General features: G+C 36.6%; 23 protein-coding genes. 18 read left to right on the top strand and 5 right to left on the bottom strand.

Annotated elements, in window-relative coordinates:
- Nucleotides 1-175 precede the first annotated feature (175 nt).
- The 5 genes from GY23_RS12680 (at nt 176) to GY23_RS12660 (ending at nt 4,238) form a co-directional block, all read left to right on the top strand.
- The gene (locus GY23_RS12680) at nt 176-1,000 is read left to right on the top strand and encodes a transporter substrate-binding domain-containing protein (protein WP_075619589.1); all 825 of its coding nucleotides are present in this window, start codon (nt 176-178) and stop codon (nt 998-1,000) included.
- Between the two features lie 24 nt (nt 1,001-1,024).
- Entirely contained in the window at nt 1,025-1,687 is a 663-nt protein-coding gene (locus GY23_RS12675; protein ID WP_075619588.1) for an amino acid ABC transporter permease, read from the top strand.
- 16 nt (nt 1,688-1,703) lie between these two features.
- Entirely contained in the window at nt 1,704-2,426 is a 723-nt protein-coding gene (locus GY23_RS12670) for an amino acid ABC transporter ATP-binding protein (RefSeq protein WP_075619587.1), read from the top strand.
- Between the two features lie 255 nt (nt 2,427-2,681).
- Nucleotides 2,682-2,861, top strand: a complete 180-nt coding sequence (locus GY23_RS18310; RefSeq protein ID WP_161487607.1) for a hypothetical protein — start codon at nt 2,682-2,684, stop codon at nt 2,859-2,861.
- Between the two features lie 192 nt (nt 2,862-3,053).
- On the top strand, nt 3,054-4,238 hold the full coding sequence (locus GY23_RS12660; RefSeq protein ID WP_075619586.1) for an MFS transporter: 1,185 nt from the start codon (nt 3,054-3,056) through the stop codon (nt 4,236-4,238).
- A 160-nt stretch (nt 4,239-4,398) separates the two neighbouring features.
- Here the strand turns inward: GY23_RS12660 and GY23_RS18945 are convergent, their stop codons facing one another.
- Nucleotides 4,399-4,521, bottom strand: coding sequence for a hypothetical protein (locus GY23_RS18945; protein ID WP_281251500.1), 123 nt, complete (start codon nt 4,519-4,521; stop codon nt 4,399-4,401).
- Entirely contained in the window at nt 4,521-5,783 is a 1,263-nt protein-coding gene (locus tag GY23_RS12655; RefSeq protein ID WP_161487606.1) for a helix-turn-helix domain-containing protein, read from the bottom strand. Before GY23_RS12655 ends, GY23_RS18945 begins: the two co-directional genes overlap by 1 nt.
- Before the next feature lie 320 nt (nt 5,784-6,103).
- Between GY23_RS12655 and GY23_RS18305 the strand changes: the two genes are divergently transcribed.
- From GY23_RS18305 to GY23_RS12630, 7 genes are all read left to right on the top strand, one after another.
- Entirely contained in the window at nt 6,104-6,253 is a 150-nt protein-coding gene (locus tag GY23_RS18305) for a hypothetical protein (protein WP_161487605.1), read from the top strand.
- Between the two features lie 71 nt (nt 6,254-6,324).
- A complete protein-coding gene (locus GY23_RS12650; protein WP_075619584.1) occupies nt 6,325-6,771 on the top strand; it encodes a hypothetical protein in 447 nt (148 codons plus the stop codon).
- Nucleotides 6,772-6,783: 12 nt separating this feature from the next.
- Nucleotides 6,784-8,583, top strand: coding sequence for an ABC transporter ATP-binding protein (locus tag GY23_RS12645; RefSeq protein ID WP_075619583.1), 1,800 nt, complete (start codon nt 6,784-6,786; stop codon nt 8,581-8,583).
- A 2-nt stretch (nt 8,584-8,585) separates the two neighbouring features.
- Entirely contained in the window at nt 8,586-9,161 is a 576-nt protein-coding gene (locus tag GY23_RS19055) for a MauE/DoxX family redox-associated membrane protein (RefSeq protein WP_075619582.1), read from the top strand.
- Between the two features lie 18 nt (nt 9,162-9,179).
- On the top strand, nt 9,180-9,341 hold the full coding sequence (locus tag GY23_RS18300) for a hypothetical protein (protein WP_161487604.1): 162 nt from the start codon (nt 9,180-9,182) through the stop codon (nt 9,339-9,341).
- 157 nt (nt 9,342-9,498) lie between these two features.
- Complete coding sequence (locus GY23_RS12635) at nt 9,499-10,365, top strand: ABC transporter permease subunit (protein ID WP_075619581.1); 867 nt, start codon at nt 9,499-9,501, stop codon at nt 10,363-10,365.
- A gap of 5 nt (nt 10,366-10,370) precedes the next feature.
- A complete protein-coding gene (locus tag GY23_RS12630; RefSeq protein ID WP_075619580.1) occupies nt 10,371-11,417 on the top strand; it encodes an ABC transporter permease in 1,047 nt (348 codons plus the stop codon).
- A 56-nt stretch (nt 11,418-11,473) separates the two neighbouring features.
- Here GY23_RS12630 and GY23_RS12625 read toward each other — a convergent pair whose 3' ends face one another.
- The 3 genes from GY23_RS12625 to rluF form a co-directional block, all read right to left on the bottom strand.
- The gene (locus tag GY23_RS12625) at nt 11,474-12,154 is read right to left on the bottom strand and encodes a sensor histidine kinase (RefSeq protein WP_161487603.1); all 681 of its coding nucleotides are present in this window, start codon (nt 12,152-12,154) and stop codon (nt 11,474-11,476) included.
- 70 nt (nt 12,155-12,224) lie between these two features.
- Nucleotides 12,225-12,944, bottom strand: a complete 720-nt coding sequence (locus GY23_RS12620; protein ID WP_075619578.1) for a DUF6904 family protein — start codon at nt 12,942-12,944, stop codon at nt 12,225-12,227.
- A gap of 23 nt (nt 12,945-12,967) precedes the next feature.
- The gene (rluF, locus tag GY23_RS12615; RefSeq protein WP_075619577.1) at nt 12,968-13,672 is read right to left on the bottom strand and encodes a 23S rRNA pseudouridine(2604) synthase RluF; all 705 of its coding nucleotides are present in this window, start codon (nt 13,670-13,672) and stop codon (nt 12,968-12,970) included.
- A 157-nt stretch (nt 13,673-13,829) separates the two neighbouring features.
- Between rluF and GY23_RS12610 the strand changes: the two genes are divergently transcribed.
- The 6 genes from GY23_RS12610 to GY23_RS12585 all read left to right on the top strand — a co-directional run bounded on the left by GY23_RS12610 (nt 13,830) and on the right by GY23_RS12585 (nt 19,457).
- Entirely contained in the window at nt 13,830-14,525 is a 696-nt protein-coding gene (locus GY23_RS12610; RefSeq protein ID WP_281251499.1) for a Crp/Fnr family transcriptional regulator, read from the top strand.
- 319 nt (nt 14,526-14,844) lie between these two features.
- A complete protein-coding gene (locus tag GY23_RS12605) occupies nt 14,845-14,967 on the top strand; it encodes a cytochrome C oxidase subunit II (RefSeq protein ID WP_075619576.1) in 123 nt (40 codons plus the stop codon).
- 56 nt (nt 14,968-15,023) lie between these two features.
- A complete protein-coding gene (locus GY23_RS12600; RefSeq protein ID WP_075619575.1) occupies nt 15,024-15,491 on the top strand; it encodes a cytochrome c oxidase subunit II in 468 nt (155 codons plus the stop codon).
- Between the two features lies 1 nt (nt 15,492).
- A complete protein-coding gene (locus GY23_RS12595; protein WP_075619574.1) occupies nt 15,493-17,145 on the top strand; it encodes a b(o/a)3-type cytochrome-c oxidase subunit 1 in 1,653 nt (550 codons plus the stop codon).
- Nucleotides 17,146-17,552: 407 nt separating this feature from the next.
- Entirely contained in the window at nt 17,553-19,073 is a 1,521-nt protein-coding gene (gene adh / locus GY23_RS12590) for an aldehyde dehydrogenase (protein ID WP_075619573.1), read from the top strand.
- Nucleotides 19,074-19,091: 18 nt separating this feature from the next.
- The gene (locus GY23_RS12585; RefSeq protein ID WP_075619572.1) at nt 19,092-19,457 is read left to right on the top strand and encodes a DUF779 domain-containing protein; all 366 of its coding nucleotides are present in this window, start codon (nt 19,092-19,094) and stop codon (nt 19,455-19,457) included.
- Nucleotides 19,458-19,549: the final 92 nt, after the last annotated feature.

Genomic DNA, 19,549 nt, shown 5'->3' with positions numbered 1-19,549 from the left:
ATATTTGAACATTAACTCCTACACCGCTGTTTCTGTGTAACTTACCTCAATCCTGTTTTTTCAATTATGTGAAAGACACATGATAGTAAATCCGAGTATAAAGTGTATTTACAGTATGTAGAGAAGAAACACCTGAACTGCAAGGCGACTAAAACGTATAAAGGGGAAATTTATTTTGAAAAAGAGAAATGCATTTATTACAGCAATTGCTGCAACAGCTATGTTGATCACGGGTTGTGGAAGTGAAGAAAAAGATGCAAGAAATACAGGGGCAGGATCCGATTACAACTTGTTGAAAGACGGTCAGTTAACTTTTGCTTCAAGTGGATTATACAAACCATTTAGCTTTCAAGAAGGCGGAAAGCTTACTGGTTTTGATGTGGAAATAGGAACGGCTATTGCAGAAAACATGGGGCTAGAGCCAAATCCAGTAACATCGCCATGGGAAACCATCACACAATCTCTCCTTGGGAATAAATTTGATGCCATCATCGGGTCAATGGCGATTACCGCAGAGCGTGCTGAACGAGTGAATTTCTCTGATCCTTACTATTACTCGGGTGGAATGATTTTCGTACCAGCAGGTAATGATGACATAACGTCTGTTGAAGACTTGGAAGGCAAACGAATCGGTGTCGTTGCACAAAGTACATATGATACAGCTGCACAAAAATATACAGACGATATTAAATACTATAATAGTGATGTTGTTGCATTGAACGATTTGACCGTTAAAGGTCGCTTAGATGCGGTTATTACAGCGGACGTAGTTGGATTTGAAGCTATTTCTTCCGGCTTGGAAATAAAAGAAGTAGGCAAGCCTTTATGGATTGAACAACCAGCAGTAGCTGTTCGTAAAGACGACAAAAAGTTACTTGAAGGTATTAACGAAGCCATTCAAGAAATGGTAGAAGACGGTACGTACGAGGAAATTTCAAACAAATGGTTCGAGCGCAATCTTCTCGAAGTTGATTTAGAAGGAATTGAAATTCTAAATTAATCTCATTTGAGGGAGGGGAACGTTATGGAACTATTAGAAACTGTATGGGATGTATTTTTACGAACGTATCCAGGATTTTTAGAAGCAACACTTATCACTTTGAAAATTACAGCTGTGGCACTAGTGTTAGGAACCATTCTAGGGTTGCTCTTTGCACTGATGAAAATATCTCGCTCAAAACTATTGCAAACCATTGCTAACCTTTACATTACAGTCATTCGGGGTACACCGTTAATCGTACAGATTATGTTCTTATATTTTGGGATCACTTCTTTAATTGTCTTATCAGGATTCTGGGCAGGTGCAATTGCTCTAGGAATTCATAATGGTGCATACATTGCAGAAATATTTCGTGGTGCGATTCAAGGGATTGATAAAGGGCAACGTGAAGCGAGTAGTTCACTTGGTATGACACGTTCTCAAAGCATGCGTAGAATTGTTTTTCCGCAAGCATTAAAAAGATCAATCCCTCCACTAGGCAATCAGTTTATCATTACATTAAAAGATTCATCTCTCGTATACATAATTAGTGTGCCTGAGTTGTTTTCGATGGCTAATATTGAAGCAGCTCAGTCATTCCAATCGTTGGAAACATATTTAGTGGTTGGGGTATACTATTTAGTACTTGTCATGATTTTCACTTACTTATTAAAACTTTATGAAAATAAATTGAATGTCGACAAATAGGAGGGGAGGGACTCGCATGTTAAAAGGATCAAATATTCATAAATCGTTTGGCGATTTAGAAGTGTTAAAAGGAATTGATCTAGAAGTAGCTCCTTCTGAAGTTGTTGTTCTAGTTGGTGTCAGTGGTTCGGGGAAGAGTACATTATTGCGCTGCTTTAACTTTTTGGAACGTATTAACGAAGGTTCTATTGAAGTGGATGGACAAGTAGTGGATCCCAAGAAACATAAATTATCGAACATCCGAGCAGAAGTAGGAATGGTGTTCCAACACTTCAATCTTTTCCCTCATATGACCGTATTAGAAAATGTGATAGAGGCGCCGATGATTGTTAAAAAGATGAAAAAAGCGGATGCAATTGTTTTAGCAAAGGGTTTACTCGATAAAGTAGGGCTGGCTGACAAAGCCGATGTCTATCCGAGCAAATTATCTGGTGGGCAAAAACAACGTGTAGCTATTGCGCGGTCTCTTGCAATGGAACCGAAAGTGCTATTGTTTGATGAACCAACATCTGCACTTGATCCAGAACTAGTTGGAGAAGTTCTCGGTGTTATGCAACAACTTGCTCAAGAAGGCATGACCATGGTTGTGGTGACACATGAAATGAAGTTCGCACGTGAGGTAGCGGATCGGGTCATTATGCTGGATGAAGGGCGGATCATTGAATCAGCGGATCCGGTGACATTCTTTGAAAACCCTAGTCATGAACGAACAAAACAGTTCATTCAACTGGTAGATTAAAAAACGCGTAGACTCAAAGTCTACGCGTTTTTTTCGCTTAACAGCGAGGGTATCTGTTACGACCACCGTAGGGATTTTGATTTTGAGACGGAGAAACAACAACGTTTTGATTTATTTGTTCATAATAAGTTTTAGGCACGTCTACAATGTGTTGTCTGTTAATGTTAATCAAAGGTTGAATAACAGGGATTTCGCGTTCAGTAAAAGAGTCTGTATAGCGGCATAAAGGTGGTGCTACAATAGGTTGCATACGGAATGGCTGATGAGCAGCCGGCGACACCTGTTGCGGTAGATGAGCATTTGGTTGCGCATATTGCGGTAGATGAGCATTTGGTTGAGCATATTGCGGTCTTTGAGCCATCGGTTGAACATGATGTTTTTGTCCACCACAGCCACATCCACAATTTGGTTGATGCATATGACGATTCAAAATAATTCACCTCCATTCTATATCTCTTAATAAATGCAATTTTAAATGATTTGGAAACGGCGTTCGAATCATTTGTTGCAAAGTCTAACAATTCAGATTAAAATTAATTCAAACAAATCATGAACGAATAAAGGATGATACGAGTGTGATACCACCTCTTTCTATATGAACTGAATAGAATGAAGGAGTGGTTTCTCATGAACGATGGACGTTCTTTTTATTTTTTGTGGGTGAGCCAAATGATTGCCAATGCAGGTGATGTCCTGTACATTGTTGGGCTTATTCAGCTAGTCTATTTATCGAGTGGCTCTGTTCTGACATTGACGCTTATTCCACTTACGATTACGTTTTCACGACTGATTGGAAGTTTCTTAACACCGCTCCTTTTGCATCGTTTTCCATTGCGTCGAATTTTGCTATCTTCGATGTTTGGGAAAGTGGTTGTATTAAGTGCGGTTTTTTTTATGAAAGAAGAAGCGATTGTGTGGATTCTTTTGTTAGTTAGTATGAATGCCTTTTTGGATGGTTGGGCTTCGCCAGTCCGACAAGCGATGCTGCCGGAATTCGCTGGAAAAGAATCTTTGCCGAAAGCAAACAGTTTAGTTGCTACATCCGATAACACAGTAAACTTAGCAAGTTGGCCGATAGGAGCGTTTTTTGTCGCACTAGTTGGTGGAGGACCCTTATTGCTTATAACCATTAGTCTCTATCTAGTTGGCTGGTTATTGACATTCGGCATAAAACATATTCCTTTGCTCAAAAAAGAAGTTCCATTGCTAAAAGAACAATTATCCAGTGGGTGGGCTTATAGTTTCTCCCATCCATCAATCCGTAATATCTTGATTTTGGATTCGCTCCTGGCTTTTACTGGTGCGGTTTGGATATCGGCAATTTTATATGTGTATGTCGAAGATGTGCTAGACAAGAGTGCAGCGTGGTGGGGGTATATTAATGCTTTTTTCTCAGGTGGATGTTTAATTGGCGGTGTTATATTTTATAAGCTTGCAAAATTACCAGCAATCAAGTTGATTATCGGGGGGAGTATTCTCACTGGGATAGTAACAGTTTGGTTTATCCATCCAGTTTTTGCTGTAATGGCCTTGGTATTGTCATTCTTACTCGGAGTAGTTGGTCAATTACAAGGAATTGCACATTTAACGATTCTGCAAACACAAACGGAGTCAGAACAACTCGGTGCTGTATTTTCTGCACAAGAGGTATTAGTTACTGCAGCGTTCGGGATCTCAACGCTCATGTTTGGTTGGTTAGCTGAATCTTTCGGTATTGATCTGGCTTTTTATGTCTCAGCATTTCTTTCAGTTGGAGCGGGTATATTTGCTTTCGTTCAGAGGAAAACGTTATATTATCAACTTAATGAATAAAAAAGAGCACTTGGAATCGTTGAATTCCAAGTGCTTTTTTTCGTAATAATGTCGAAAAATTGTGCCACGTGAAACATTTTGTCGAAACGTATGTAAGATGATTTCAAATGGTTATTAACTTTGAAATGCGGTTGTAGATGCTTTTGGAAATGTGAAATAGTTATATGGTAGTATTCTCCCCAACGATTGGACGAGGTGGATCCTCTTCACTTGCTTTATTGACTTGTTGAGGTATGACCAACAATAGCATTACGGCTAGTAAAGTTAAGACTAATTTCTTCATTATAATTCCTCCCAAAATTCTAGTGATTTAATTTTAAATAAAAACTTGTTAGACTTTTGATAATATATTCCAGCAGCTTTATATTGTCCAGTCTCAAACAATAAATTTGCTAAAACTAACGAATACTTGTGTACATGACGATAGTCTTTTATTTTTTCAAAGTATATTATCCCATTTTTAATCGTCGCAAACGTTTCTTTTCCTTTAATGTGTAACATTGAATATATTTCAAAGTGATGTAAATAAGGCAAATTATTTATAGAAATTGAAGTTTTTATTTTCTCTATTCCTACTTTACACCACTGGGCTTTTCTATCTACTTTATTTAGTTTTGAGTATTCCTGAATGATAGAGAAAATAGATATTAAATAGCTTTCAATATCACTTGAATTCATTATGTTCAGTTCATAATGAATGAAGGCTTTATCGGAATCCTTTTGAAGCGAATATAATGCACCTAAATTTTGATGAATCCTTCCTAATTTTTCATTAATATTAAATTTTTCAGCCAATTTCTTTGCTAGTATAAGATTTTCTTCGGCTTTTTTAAGTTGAAAGTTACGTTTTTGAGCTATAGAGATGACGATATAACAATCAATAGCTCTAGCGAATTCAAGTGATCCGTTGAAAATCTTTAACGACTTTGATGAATATTCAATTGTATTCAAAATATGACCATTCATAAGATAGGAGAGACTCAATGCGTTATAAAAGTCGGCTTTTTCCCAATCTTCTAGAGGGAACCTATCAATTAACATCAACGCGGATTCTAAGTATACTAATGACTTCTCATATTTACGTTCATAATAATAGTAAAGGCCCATATTTATATTGAAGATAAATGTTTGGTGAATGTTAAAGTTATCTTTCATTTCTTCTAATGATTTTAACGTTGGCTCAAGACTTGAGTTAGCTTCTTCAGATATCATTAGAATCCTTAGTAATAGAAGTTTGAACGTATAAAAATTACTTTCCTCTTGAAAACTATAACTTTTTTTGGTGAAATTCGGAATTTGTTGATAAATACTGTCTTTCTCCCTTTTCTGAATAGCTTCCTTATATAACTCAGACAAGACAGAAAGTAAGCGTTCTTCTTCTGTTAAAGATAAACTTTTATATTGAACATTCAACCGCTTTAACAGTAGACTTACCATCTCATCACTTGGGAGTGTTTGGTTTTTTTCAATCTTACTCAAATAAGAAGCTGTACAGATCCCTTTTGCTAATGTAACCTGCTTCATTTTTTGTTGAATTCTTTCCATTCGAATTAACAAGCCGAGGTTTTCCATGAAGTCTCCTTTTGCATAATAAATAAGTAAAATAAAAACTGGGTCTTCACCAAAACAGATCCCTATTTTGTTTATTGTAATTCCTTGGTAAATCCCATTATTAATTACTAGGACATTTTTTTAAAAAAGCACCAAAAAATAGGATAGTAAGAGGAAAATGTCCCAACATTATTAAGTATTATTCATCTAAAGACTAGTTTAAAATAAAATTATGGAAAAAGATAGTAAACCATTAGTTCTTTTTCTGTAACGTTTTCAGAACATTAAGTTTATTAGAAAAGGGGGGATATAAAATGAAATCATTATTAAATAAAGTATTTGGTGTAAAAACTGTTCGACCACTTGGTTTAATGACTTGTGAAGCAGAATACTGTGGGACATTATACGGAGGCACTATGTATGAGTATATAAATGGAAAGCTATATAAAAGAGGTTGCTGCTAACACACATAAAGAGCTAAGGAAGTATTTCCTCCTTAGCTTCTTTTATTTTCATTGGAGTAGGTGATAAGTCATTGATTTTTCCTTTTCTATTACTAGTTATATTAGTAATTACTATCTTCAAAATGAGTCGTTTAAGAAATGAATTACGTTATTTACCTGCAGTGAATGCAATTCCTTTTCCAAAACATCATCTTCTGAACCGAAATATTTCAGAAATTATTGAAACCAATCATTGTTTTGAAAAGAACAGCACTTTCCTAATAATGTCTCCATCATGTGAAGTATGTCATGAAAAACTTGAAACGATTATAAAAAGCAAAAAACATAAAAAAGGAAACATATTATTTTACGCTGACGCTGTAAATGAAAAAAAGTATGTTGAAATGGTTGCGAAATTTATTGAAGTCCGTATACACCCATTAAGTTTAGAGCAAATACAGAACTTGAATAAAGGGATGTTCCCATTATTTATAGATGTAACTCCTCAAGGAACAATAATAAAGGTTTATTTGAAATAGGGGTCATTAAGTATGAATGTCATTATATTAAAAAGAGCATTTATATATATATGGGAAATAGGGAAAATGTGGGTAATTGCTTCTGTTGCTCTAAGTTTAATTCTTGGATCTTTACCCGTCATTCTAATTTGGCTGACAAAAGAGTTAGTAAACAATATAGCAGCCCTAATTACCTCATCAGGTCATTATAAAATAGCTCTAATAATATTGTTGATGCAATTTGGAGTTATGGTATTAGATTCAGTATTAAGGCATTTACAGGTCTATATGGACCAAAAAATGTCGATTAAGTTAGATCACGACTTGGGACTAAATATCATTACAAAATTAAATAATGTGCCTTATTCTCTTTTTGATATTCCAGAATTTTATGATCACATCGAAAGAATTCAGAGTAGTGCGGGAAACAAGTTTTTATCACCAATTAACAACATTTTTGGATTACTTGAAGCACTTGTTAGTATTTTTAGCCTACTGACCTTTCTATTTTCCATTCACTGGGGTTTAGGTTTAGTAAGCATTCTAGCTCTAATTCCAGTACTGTTAATTAAGTCTTACTATGGAAATAAGCAATTTTGGCTAAACTATTATATGGCACCAGTTGCAAGAGAAGCGGGTTATATTAGACGTCTATTGACAGAGAGGCAGTATGCAAAAGAAATCAAAGTCTTTAATTTATCACCTCACTTAATATCTAGGTGGTCAGATAAATTTCTAATTAATGCAAACAAGTCATTACTCTTGCTGAAAAAAAGTAAAAAAGCGGAAATTGGTTTAGATGGATTATCTGCATTTTTCTACGCTGTATCTGCAGGGATATTAATATGGTTAACCCAAAAGTCAGCAGTAAAAATAGGAGAATTTGTTGCAATTGGACAGGCAGTTCAAAGTACCCAGTCAGCAATTTCACAAATCTCTATGAGTCTTGCAGGGATTTACGAAGATAGTCTTTATATTAAGGATTATTACAGTTTTATGGATTTTGAGATAAGTGAAATGAAAAATAATGATGGTCATCTTATGTTTCCCGAAAAGTTAACTGACGGTATTAAATTTAACAACGTATCCTTTAAATATCCTGGCTCAGAGGTAAATGCTCTCAGTAATATTTCATTAAGTGTGCAGCCAAACGAAAAAATTGCAATAGTTGGCCATAATGGGTCGGGTAAAACAACCTTAGTGAAATGTTTATTAGGCTTATATCCTGTTACCGAAGGGTCGATCCATTTCGACAATATTAATAGTCAGTTAATTAATCCTGAATCATTAAATCAAAACATCACCACTATTTTTCAAGATTTTATTAAATACTCTTTTACGGTTAAAGAAAACATAGGATTTTCGGATGTAAAGGAATTAGAAAATAGCATAAAAATAATAGAGGCTGCCAAAAGAGGGAGCATACATGACGATATATTAAAGCTTTCCAATCAATACGAAACAAACTTAGGGAAGTTTTTAAAAGATGGAGTTGATTTATCAGGGGGGCAATGGCAAAGAATGGCTCTTGCACGAGCTTTGTTTAAAGATAGCAAAATAATTATTTTAGATGAACCAACAGCTGCGCTGGATCCCTTAGCTGAAATTGAGCTTCTCAATCATTTTAAAACACTAAGTGAAGGGAAGACTTCTTTTTTCATCTCTCACAGAATGGCTGTGGGAAAAATGGTAGACCGCATAATGGTTATGAAAAACGGGGAATTAGTTGAAATGGGTACTCATAAAGATCTAATAAGAAAAAATGGAGAATATGCTAAGTTGTATAATATTCAAGCACAAATGATAAATAATCAGGAGGAAATAGGAGTGTAATAATGGATCTTTTTTTATTAGCAATGAGGATAATTATTGGCTTTATATTTTTAAGTTCTGCCATCTCGAAACTTAACAATATGACGGAACATATAGTAACAGTTAGAAAGTATAAAATACTTCCTTCTCGAATGGTAAGATCTTTTTCGTATTTTGAAACATTTGTTGAATTAATAGCTTCTCTATTAATTATTATTGGATACAAAGTAGAATTGGCCGGTTTAATACTATTAGCTTTGTTATCTACATATACATTTGCTATCGTAATTAACTTACTTAGAGGCAACACTAACATCTCATGCGGATGTGGTGGTGTAGTTGGTAATCATATATTAAGTTGGGTCTTACCGCTAAGAAATTTGTTTTTCAGTATAGGAGTTGTATTTTTAATTATCCATGAAAATTATATATTCTCTGTTGAGTCTATACTAACAACGAATTATCAATCATCAATAAAGTCTGTCCACATATTTTATACTGTGATATCAAGTATGTTATTCATGATGATATATTCAAATATCACATCCTTAATCCACATAAAAAAATCTTTCAATGATTTATTAAAAAATAGTATCTAAATTGAGGGGGGAATATAAATGGGTATCTCGAATATCTTGTTATGGGTATTTATGACTCTACAAATGATAACGATGTTTTTCTTAATTAAACTAGTGACCGATTTTTTAAATCGATTTAGACTGAATGAATCTCAGAATGAAGCAAACTTTAGAAAAAATGATGATTTGCCAATATCATAATTTGAATACGATAAATTTCTCTCATAATACGTACTAAAAACAAAAGAGTTATAGTATTTCAAATTTAAAAGTGAAAATTAAATCTAAAAGTGTAAAAGAACATACCAACAAGATCAATGAATTGGGTTTTGCAATTAGTGTTTAAAGGAGGATTGCTGTGTCTTCGATTTTTGGAGTAATGACGCGTTTTGTTTATGTAGTAATCGGTATTATTCTGCTAAGTGCTTTTGTTGGACTGTTTACGAACGGAATTCAAATTGAATTCACTTTATTTGTGAACAATGTAATTGAAATTGTTAAATCTTTAATCTTTCCTGAAAATTTGATTGTTTTAGGACCCACCAAGCACGAGTTCTCTATTTTCATAAATTTTTGGGACTACTACTATTACTCTTTAATTATTTTCCTTTCAGCATTAATCATTTCTATTATCACTGGTGTATTGATTACATACATAATGATACTACTTCCACAAAAATTAAATAACTTTGTCTCCAAATGTGTCTCCTTTTCAGAATCATTACCTGACTTATTCATTATTATGGTTATACAATTTTCTGTCATCTATTATTATAAGCAAACAGGAACCTTATTGTTTCCTGTAGCAGGTTCCTCACAAGACAATACCTATATTTTACCCATCATCACTTTGGCATTAATCCCGTCCTTTATGATTTTTAGAATCAACCTCCATTTATTCAATGAAGAATGGAAAAAGTCATACGTTGAGTTAGCTAGAAGCAAAGGCTTTAATAAAACTGATATTTTTTTCTCCCATGTATTAAGGAATATGGCACCTAGTATTTTTAGTCATAGTAAAACGATTGTTCTGTATCTATTGTCATCCATGGTAATTTTCGAACGACTTTTTAACATTCATGGCATCATGACCTATATGACTAGTTACCCAATTCCGAACATCATTGCATTCACGCTAATCATGTTCTTTATACCGATCTTCGTCTTATATGCCCTTATTACCACATTAATTGAAAAAAATACTGGCCAAAGATTGGAATGGTGATGTGAGTGTATATTTTAAAACAACTGTTTTTAAATAAATTGTTTTTAACTGGTTTTATCATCATTAGCGGCCTGTTTTTAAGCAGTATTCTTTACTTTTTACTCTTTAATGATCGAATTCCTACGAGCCCTCTACTGTATGATAGCGGTGGGAAGCCGTTACCTGCCCCTTATAGTTTCGAGACAGTTCCTCCTTTTGGGACAGACAACTTTGGAAGAGATTTGTCTATTGTCATGTTGGTGGGTACAAAATATACAATTGCAGCGGCATTGATTGTCACTTTTCTACGCGTTTTTCCTTCTATTTGGATTGGGTTATTTATTCATTTTTTTCTACAGAAGTTCGAAAGACCTATTAAATCAATTGCAGATGCATTAAATTATTTCCCTATGACGTTGTTTGCATTTCTTCTTCTGAATGTGGTTCTTGTTCAAGAGGTGACTTCGTTTGTTGTTGATGGAGTACAAGTGAAAGGTCCTGAACCTTTGTCTTATTGGAATCGAATTCTCATTTATTTGATGTTATTAGCATCCCTTTTCATTCCTACCAATTCGATATTAATAGGGAATGAAGTAAAAGCCATTTATAAAAAGGAGTTTATCGAAATTTCGAGGACACTTGGTGCAAGTAATTGGCGGATTGTCACTAAACATATAAAACCTTTTTTAGTCCCACAATTAGCGATAATTTTCTTAAGAGACTTTATCCAAACGTTGCTTCTTATGTCCCACTTAGCCGTTTTAGGATTATTCTTAGGTGGATATACAAGGAGAGATGATTTATTTGGGCAAACTAACATGCTCTCTAATTCAAATGAATGGGCAGGGTTACTAGGAATGTGGTGGAAATTTCTATGGACATCCTATCCTTGGATATCCTTTATCCCAATCATTTTCTTATCGATATTAATACTTTCTGCTAAAGGAATGATGGAAGGGCTAAACAGTGTGTTAATGGCAGCGGATAATATGAGAGAACCTGCTGAGAAACGTAAAGTTAATGAGGTTATTAAGAGTAATAACCCATTTCAGAGAGTCAAACAGATTACGTAGTGATTATACAAGGAAAAGAAGAACTCTGCCAATACATTGAGTTCTTCTTTTTTCATTCATTTAGGTAAGACCAAACAAAAAGTGGAACCTTCATTCGAGCTTTCCACTAGCTGTAGATCACCGCCATGTGCTCGGGCGATCATGCGGGAGTAGGAGAGACCGAGTCCCAATCCACGCACGCGTAATTTCTTGTCCGATCCTCGATAGAAACGCTCGAAAATAAATGGCTGTTCTTCTTGAGAGATGCCCGATCCATTATCCTGTATACGAATCTCGATATGGTGTCTTTTTTCGATAAAGGTCACATTGATCTGACCACTATTGGATACGGAAGCCTGGCGAGCATTTTGTGCTAAGTTGATGAGAATTTGTTCGACTTTCACTGGATCAATGGATACTTCTAATTCACTCGTGGGTTTCATCACATGGATGGTCAAATTTATGTCTGTCAAAGTTGCTTGCCATTGCATGAAAGTGCGTGAAACAAATGGAGAAATGAGCGTCTTTGCTGGATAAATAGGAATTCCACCAGCTGCGAACGCATTGAAATCAAGAAGGGATGCAATCATTTGTTGAAGTCGATCCGTTTCTTTCAAGGAAATTTCAATGAATTCTTTCGCTTCATCTTCTGTGACGACGTCTTCATTGACCGCCTGTAACAATCCACTGATGGATGCAACGGGCGTTTTGAGATCATGCGTAACGCCTGCAAGAAGTTCGGAACGTAATTCTTCCAAATGGGAAAGTCGGGATGACATGGTTTTGAAAGCTTCAATGTATCATTTTATAAGACTGAACATATGTCGCTTACCATTCAATTTCTACAGGATATTTTTGGGTGATTGACATATCATGAATATCACTTTTTGTTTTGTTGGCGGAAAGGATTACCTGGTTTCGAAAAGCTTCATATTCCTTGTCTTGAACAGCCAACTTCAACGCAATTGACCCCAAGTTTTTTTGCCGTTGTTCTTTTGTTGAGTTGATATAATGCAAGTTGAGCATATCGACAAATTGGATTGCATATTCCTGTACGTTCGTTTCACTTCGGCTAAGTAGTATCATGAATTGTGTATGCTCACTCTTCGTTAAAATCGTTTGCAAAGCTTCACCTACAGCAGATTGAAACTTACGAACCGTTGCAATATGGACATCTAATAATGGGTGGGTGTGTTCCTTCGCATACAATCTCGCGAAGTCGTTCAATGCAATTGATGTGAAAATGAGTTCCGGCCATAACACCTCGACCGAGTAATAAATATTTTTCCCGGAGGTAACGATATCGTTATGCTTCATCGATTCTTTCGTCAAGCCATTGCTCACAAAATTAACACCTCGTTCACCTTGTATTGCCTGACGAATCTCATTAGAAATACCTAAGACACGTTGCCTGGAACCTTCCCAGTCATAATACTTGTTTTCATCACCAACGACAGCATAAAATGATTGATTAATTTCATCTAAATCCCAATAGTCACCACTTATTTTTGCACCTGTTAAATTCTCGGTCTGAGTTATAGACAGCATAAATATCGCCTCCTAATACTCTATTACCTTTTTGGCGTATAGTTAAGCGTCTTAAAAAGTTCTTCTAACTCATCTGATGTTAAATCACGCCACTGCCCGACAGGTAACCCATCGACGCGAATATTCATAATCCGAATACGTTGCAAAGCTTTTACTTCATAATCGAGTGCGGAGCACATCCGTCGAATTTGACGGTTTAAACCTTGAGTTAAAGTGATCTTAAAGGTATTAGACGAAAGTTTCTCCACTTTACATGGCAAAGTCTTCGTATTTAAAATTTCCACACCTGAAGCCATTTGTTTAACAAACTCTTGTGTAATCGGTTGATCTACTTTAACGATATAATCCTTTTCATGCTCATTTTCTGCACGCAGAATCTCATTTACGATATCCCCGTCGTTTGTTAATAATATTAATCCGTGTGAATCTTTATCCAGTCGTCCGATATGGAAAATACGGAGAGGATGATTGACGAAATCCACGATATTGCCTTTAATATGACGTTCCGTCGTACTTGTAATGCCTATGGGTTTATTCAGTGCAATGTACACATAAGGATCCTCGTGTTTAACCGGTTTTCCATCTGCTTGAACATCATCCCCAGGCTCCACTTTACTGCCAAGTTCCGCTTTCACGCCGTTAATCGTAATTCGTCCATCTTCTATCCATTTATCAGCACCGCGTCTTGAGACGATACCAGCTTCACTTAGAAATTTATTTATACGCATAAGATCACCTACTTTATTTAATACTTTTATTATAACGCATTTCAAAGGCATCCTATTAATAGAAGGAAGACTGAATGTTTTGTGGTTTCCGCTATTCATTATAAAAGGACTATGGTACCCTTTAGACAATGAGAAATTAAGGAAAGGTGGGCTTAATTTGAATGAAGAGATGGTCGATTCATCTACTGAATTGAAAGAATTACTCTCCATTCCGCACACCATCAAAGAATTTAACAAAGGCACCTACTTGTTTAGAGAAGGCGATTCCATCAAAGGCATTTACTTAATTCGTTCTGGCAAGGTTCAAATTGGGAAAGTAACACCTAATGGTCGTGAATTAACATTAAGATTATGTGGTCCAAATCAGTTTGTGGGTGAATTCACCCTCTTTTCCGAAGCTGCAAAATATATGTTGGATGCCAAAGTCATTGAAGACACAATCTGCATGAAAATCAAAATTGATGATCTTGAAGAAGCTCTCAGTAACGATGCTAATCTTGCCATGGCATTCATGAAGTGGATGGGAATCAACCATCAAAAAACGCAGACGAAATTCCGTGATCTCATGCTCCATGGGAAAAAAGGGGCTCTTTATTCGACTTTGATACGCATGACAAATAGCTATGGGAAACGAGAAGAACATGGAGTTCTTATTGATTTGACACTCACCAATCAAGACCTCGCAAATTTTTGTGGCATGACTCGTGAAGTAGTGAATAGATTGTTAAGCGACTTGAAAAAACAAAACAAAATAACGATGGTGAATGGAAAGATCCTCATTCAAGACCTCCAATATATGAAAGACGAAATCAATTGTGAGAACTGCCCAATAGCTTTTTGTAGAATAGATTAACGAAGTGATTTGCCTAACTGGTAGATCGCTTTTTTTGTTGGGGAAAAATGGGTGAAACCGATTAAATCTCTGTTTATGCCGATTAAAATTCATTTGATGCCGAATAAAGTCCCGTCGATGCCGATTATAACGCATAACGTGCCGATTAAACGTCTTCTGCTCAGCTGGTATATATCCCACACTCTCTAAACACCTTCAATTATGACAAACTAACGACATTCATAGTAAATAACAACTCATTTGTGACTTATATCACAGTGGATGAATTACTAAAGGATTATGCTGTACATAGTATTAAGAACATAAGAGGTGAGAGAAATTGAGTCAAAAAAAACAATCGACAGAAGTGAATTTAAAAGGAACATTAGTCAGTGTTTTTATAATTGGAATCATTATTATTGCCATGTGGTTTGCCGTTTATGGCATGTACGTAGCTAGATAAATAGATAAGCGAAGAAACACACTCTTCGGAGCAGGACAAAAAAGGAGTAGATTAGAATGCATTTTCATAAATACGAAAAGATTTGGCTAACATTTGGTATGGCCTCCCTCGTCTTATTTTTAAGTATTGTCGGAGTCAGCGCATTTTCTCAAGACCATACACCTGCGGGCGGTATGACGACGATTGATCCGAAAAAAGTGAATGAAACCGCACCATTTGATAAACCAGGTGTGACACAGCTTGATGATGACACGTACCAAGTCGCTATAGTAGCTTTGGCTTTTGGATACACAGCGCCAGAACTTAAAGTTCCGGCTGGAAAAGAAATCATTTTTAAACTAACAAGTACAGATGTTGTTCATAGTTTTACGATTGATAACACAAAAGTCAATATGATGGTCGTTCCTGGCCGAATTACCACAAAGTCATATACGTTCGATAAGCCTGGCAAGTATTTAATTCTTTGTAATGAATACTGCGGAGCTGGCCATCACATGATGTTTACAGAAATTGAGGTGTATTAACATGATTGCAGCACAAGATCGTAAGTTAGCTTTATGGAATATTGGGGTAGCCTATATTGCATTTTTAATTGGGACATTATGTGGATTACTGCAAGTATTCATCCGAAACGATGCACTCCAATTACCGAGTTGGTTGGATTATTATCAAATATTAACGGCACATGGAGTTTTATTAGCCCTTATTTATACAGCATTTTTCATTTTCGCATTTTTTATTACGGGTATGAGTAAAAGTATAGGTAGTTTTGGTCCGAAAGTTCGTCTCTTTTCATGGATCGGTTTTGCTGTTACAACCGCAGGAACTGTTTTGGCCACAATCATGATTGTGTCTGGTGAAGCTTCAGTTCTTTATACGTTCTATGCACCGTTAAAAGCTAGTGGTTGGTATTACGTAGCATTGGCACTATATGTAGTGGGAACTTGGATTACCAGTTTTGCATTAGTCGGTCATTATATTGTTTGGAAAAAGAAAAACAAAGGTCAATTAAGTCCATTATTTGCTTTTATGACAATCACTACGATTGCATTATGGATCATAGCAGGTCTAGGGGTAGTGGCGACCGTTTTATTCCAGTACATCCCATGGGCATTTGGAATGGTCGATACCATCAATGTTGAGTTAAGTCGCTCATTGTTCTGGTATTTTGGTCATCCCCTTGTGTATTTCTGGTTATTGCCGGCATACATGGCATGGTATGTAGTAGTTCCGAAATTGCTTGGTGCAAAAGTATTTAGTGATTCGTTAGCACGTTTATCGTTTGTCTTATTTATTCTCTTTTCGATTCCGGTTGGCTTCCATCACCAATTGACAGAGCCAGGAATCTCGAACTTCTGGAAATTCTTGCAAGTCTGTTTAACATTTATGGTCATAATCCCATCGTTAATGACCGCGTTCTCTATGTTTGCTACTTTTGAAATTGCGGGACGTAAAAAAGGTGGCAAAGGGCTATTTGGTTGGTTCACAAAACTTCCGTGGAAAGACGTTCGTTTTACTTCGATTTTTATCGCGATGGCGTTCTTCATTCCTGGTGGGGCTGGTGGAATCATCAATGCAAGTTTCCAACTGAATGAAGTTGTTCACAATACATTATGGATTGTCGGACATTTCCACATCACAGTAGGAACACCTGTAGCGATGACATTTATGGGTTTAACCTTCTGGATGATCCCGTATCTGACTGGTCGTAAATTCACAAAATCCATGCAAAAACTTGGGTTCATTCAAGTTATTACATGGGCAATCGGGATGTTATTAATGTCGACATCTCAGCATATTTTAGGTCTTCTCGGTGCACCAAGACGTACAGCATATTCAGGATATAATAATCATCCGTCTGCACTGGAATGGTTTGACGGCATCTTAACAAATCATGTAACGATGGCAATCGGTGGAAGTATTCTTTTCTTATCTGCGATGATTTTAATTTATATTGTCGTTATGTCGATGTTTATTTCACCAAAAGCAGTACGTGAAGAAGATTTTGTAGAGTTTCCAATGGCTGAAAGCGACAAGGAAAACACACCGAAATGGCTTGAAAACTGGTGGATTTGGATTGGTATTGCATTCGTACTCATCATCATTGCCTATGCGATTCCATTGAGTGGAATGATTCACCACGCACCTCCTGGATCAGAAGGATTTAGAACTTGGTAGGAGTTGAGGAAAATGGTATTAATGTTGTTATCATTCATCGTCGTCATCACATTGGTAACTGGGATGCTAGTTGAAATTAATACAGTTGAAGATGAGTAGGTGAGCGTACGCTCAGTCGTACTTATTGGAGTTGACGTCTGAAAAAAGCGTAGTCACGTCTGAAAAAATAGACCGGACGGTGGAAAAATCGAGTAGTACGTCTGAAAACATATTAGGATTGTGGCGAGAAGTTTCGCTACAATCCTTTTTTGGAAACTACTAAAATATTAGTAAACATATAAGTTGAAAAATTCAATGTTATCTGACAGTATAAGAGAGTAGGATATTTGTTTGTCTAACCTACTTCTATTCAATAGATTGAAAGCGTATACATAAGAGATTTGAGAACGAAAGGGAGGAATATTAAAATGGTATATGCATTTCCAAACACAGAAGGTTCACTAGTAACTTTTAAAGAGAAGTATGATAACTATATTAACGGTCAATGGACTGCTCCAGTTAAAGGGGAATATTTTGATAATGTAACACCAGTAACGGGTAAAAGCTTCACGCAAATTGCTCGTTCAACTTCAGAGGATATCGAACTGGCACTTGATGCTGCACATGCTGCTAAAGATGCATGGGGTAAAACGTCAGTAGCAGAGCGTGCAATCATTTTAAATAAGATCGCAGATCGCATGGAAGAAAATTTAGAAATGTTAGCAGTTGCGGAAACATGGGATAACGGAAAAGCTGTTCGTGAAACATTAAATGCTGACTTACCATTAGCAATCGACCACTTCCGTTATTTTGCAGGGGCTATTCGCGCTCAAGAAGGTTCTTTAAGCCAAATTGATAACGATACAGTAGCGTATCATTTCCATGAGCCAATCGGGGTTGTAGGACAAATCATTCCTTGGAACTTCCCATTGTTAATGGCAGTGTGGAAACTTGCTCCAGCACTTGCAGCGGGTAACTGTGTCGTATTGAAACCTGCTGAGCAAACACCAGCAAGTATTCTAGTATTTGCTGAACTTGTGGGCGATTTATTACCTGCAGGCGTACTAAATATCGTCAATGGTTTTGGATTGGAAGCAGGAAAACCACTTGCATCGAACCCACGCATTGGTAAAATTGCCTTTACGGGTGAAACGACTACTGGTCGAATGATTATGCAATATGCTTCTCAAAACTTGATTCCAGTTACATTAGAATTAGGAGGCAAGTCACCTAACATTTTCTTTGAAGATGTGATGGATAAGGACGACGCATTCTTAGATAAAGCAGTAGAAGGATTTGTACTATTCGCATTGAACCAAGGGGAAGTTTGTACATGTCCTTCTCGTGCGCTAGTTCAAGAATCTATTTACGACAAGTTCATGGAAAAAGTAATCGCTCGCGTAGAAGCAATTAAAACGGGCAACCCACTTGATCCAAACACCATGATGGGTGCACAAGCTTCGAATGAGCAATTGGAAAAAATCTTGTCTTACCTGGATATCGGGAAACAAGAAGGGGCAGAATGTTTAACAGGCGGAGAGCGCAATAACTTAGGTGACGAATTCGCTGGTGGCTACTACGTTAAACCAACTGTCTTCAAAGGAAATAACAAAATGCGTATTTTCCAAGAAGAGATTTTTGGTCCAGTTGTCTCGGTTACAACGTTTAAAACGCAAGAAGAAGCACTTGAAATTGCCAACGATACATTATACGGACTTGGAGCCGGTGTTTGGTCTCGTAACATGAACACGGCATACCGTTTCGGCCGTGCGATTCAAGCAGGACGTGTTTGGACAAACTGTTACCATGCTTACCCAGCACACGCTGCGTTTGGTGGATACAAAATGTCGGGTATCGGACGCGAAAACCACTTAATGATGTTAAATCACTACCAACAAACGAAAAACCTGCTTGTCAGCTACAGTGAAGATAAATTAGGATTCTTTTGATCGAAAGGGGAATGACCAATGATTGAGCGTGTCATCGCAACGGACGCAACGCTGGAACTGATCGAGTTGTTGAAAAGCAAGCATGGTCCAGTCATGTTCCACCAATCAGGAGGTTGCTGTGATGGGTCTGCACCTATGTGCTATCCAGACGGTGATTTGATTGTAGGTGACCAAGATGTGCTGCTCGGTTCAATCGGCGACAGCCCTTTCTATATGCACAAAAGCCAATACGATTATTGGAAACACACACAATTAATTATTGACGTCATCGATGGTCGTGGCGGGATGTTTTCGTTAGAAGGTGTAGAAGGCAAGCGCTTTTTAACCAGATCGCGTGCTTTTACAGATGAAGAGTTTAAAGAAATACAAGCAAGTCCAAATTAATTGAGTGTGAAAAGTCGTTACTTTGCGAGTGAAAACTTGTGAAGTGACGACTTTTTTGTGGAACATAGAAAATAGCCATCTTACAAAATAGA

Source organism: Paenisporosarcina indica (assembly GCF_001939075.1).
Lineage (GTDB): Bacteria > Bacillota > Bacilli > Bacillales_A > Planococcaceae > Paenisporosarcina > Paenisporosarcina indica.
Note: the sequence above shows the minus strand (reverse complement) of the source record. Positions and strands in the feature narration are given on the sequence as shown.

Bases quoted from the DNA above. Each gene is read 5' to 3' on its own strand.
- GY23_RS19055 (WP_075619582.1), top strand. From the start codon at position 8,586: ATGGATCTTTTTTTATTAGCAATGAGGATAATTATTGGCTTTATATTT.
- GY23_RS12655 (WP_161487606.1), bottom strand. From the start codon at position 5,783: ATGGAAAGAATTCAACAAAAAATGAAGCAGGTTACATTAGCAAAAGGG.
- adh (WP_075619573.1), top strand. From the start codon at position 17,553: ATGGTATATGCATTTCCAAACACAGAAGGTTCACTAGTAACTTTTAAA.
- GY23_RS12620 (WP_075619578.1), bottom strand. From the start codon at position 12,944: ATGCTGTCTATAACTCAGACCGAGAATTTAACAGGTGCAAAAATAAGT.
- rluF (WP_075619577.1), bottom strand. From the start codon at position 13,672: ATGCGTATAAATAAATTTCTAAGTGAAGCTGGTATCGTCTCAAGACGC.
- GY23_RS12600 (WP_075619575.1), top strand. From the start codon at position 15,024: ATGCATTTTCATAAATACGAAAAGATTTGGCTAACATTTGGTATGGCC.
- GY23_RS12660 (WP_075619586.1), top strand. From the start codon at position 3,054: ATGAACGATGGACGTTCTTTTTATTTTTTGTGGGTGAGCCAAATGATT.
- GY23_RS12675 (WP_075619588.1), top strand. From the start codon at position 1,025: ATGGAACTATTAGAAACTGTATGGGATGTATTTTTACGAACGTATCCA.
- GY23_RS12595 (WP_075619574.1), top strand. From the start codon at position 15,493: ATGATTGCAGCACAAGATCGTAAGTTAGCTTTATGGAATATTGGGGTA.
- GY23_RS18305 (WP_161487605.1), top strand. From the start codon at position 6,104: ATGAAATCATTATTAAATAAAGTATTTGGTGTAAAAACTGTTCGACCA.
- GY23_RS18310 (WP_161487607.1), top strand. From the start codon at position 2,682: ATGGCTGATGAGCAGCCGGCGACACCTGTTGCGGTAGATGAGCATTTG.
- GY23_RS18945 (WP_281251500.1), bottom strand. From the start codon at position 4,521: ATGAAGAAATTAGTCTTAACTTTACTAGCCGTAATGCTATTGTTGGTC.
- GY23_RS18300 (WP_161487604.1), top strand. From the start codon at position 9,180: ATGGGTATCTCGAATATCTTGTTATGGGTATTTATGACTCTACAAATG.
- GY23_RS12645 (WP_075619583.1), top strand. From the start codon at position 6,784: ATGAATGTCATTATATTAAAAAGAGCATTTATATATATATGGGAAATA.
- GY23_RS12670 (WP_075619587.1), top strand. From the start codon at position 1,704: ATGTTAAAAGGATCAAATATTCATAAATCGTTTGGCGATTTAGAAGTG.
- GY23_RS12585 (WP_075619572.1), top strand. From the start codon at position 19,092: ATGATTGAGCGTGTCATCGCAACGGACGCAACGCTGGAACTGATCGAG.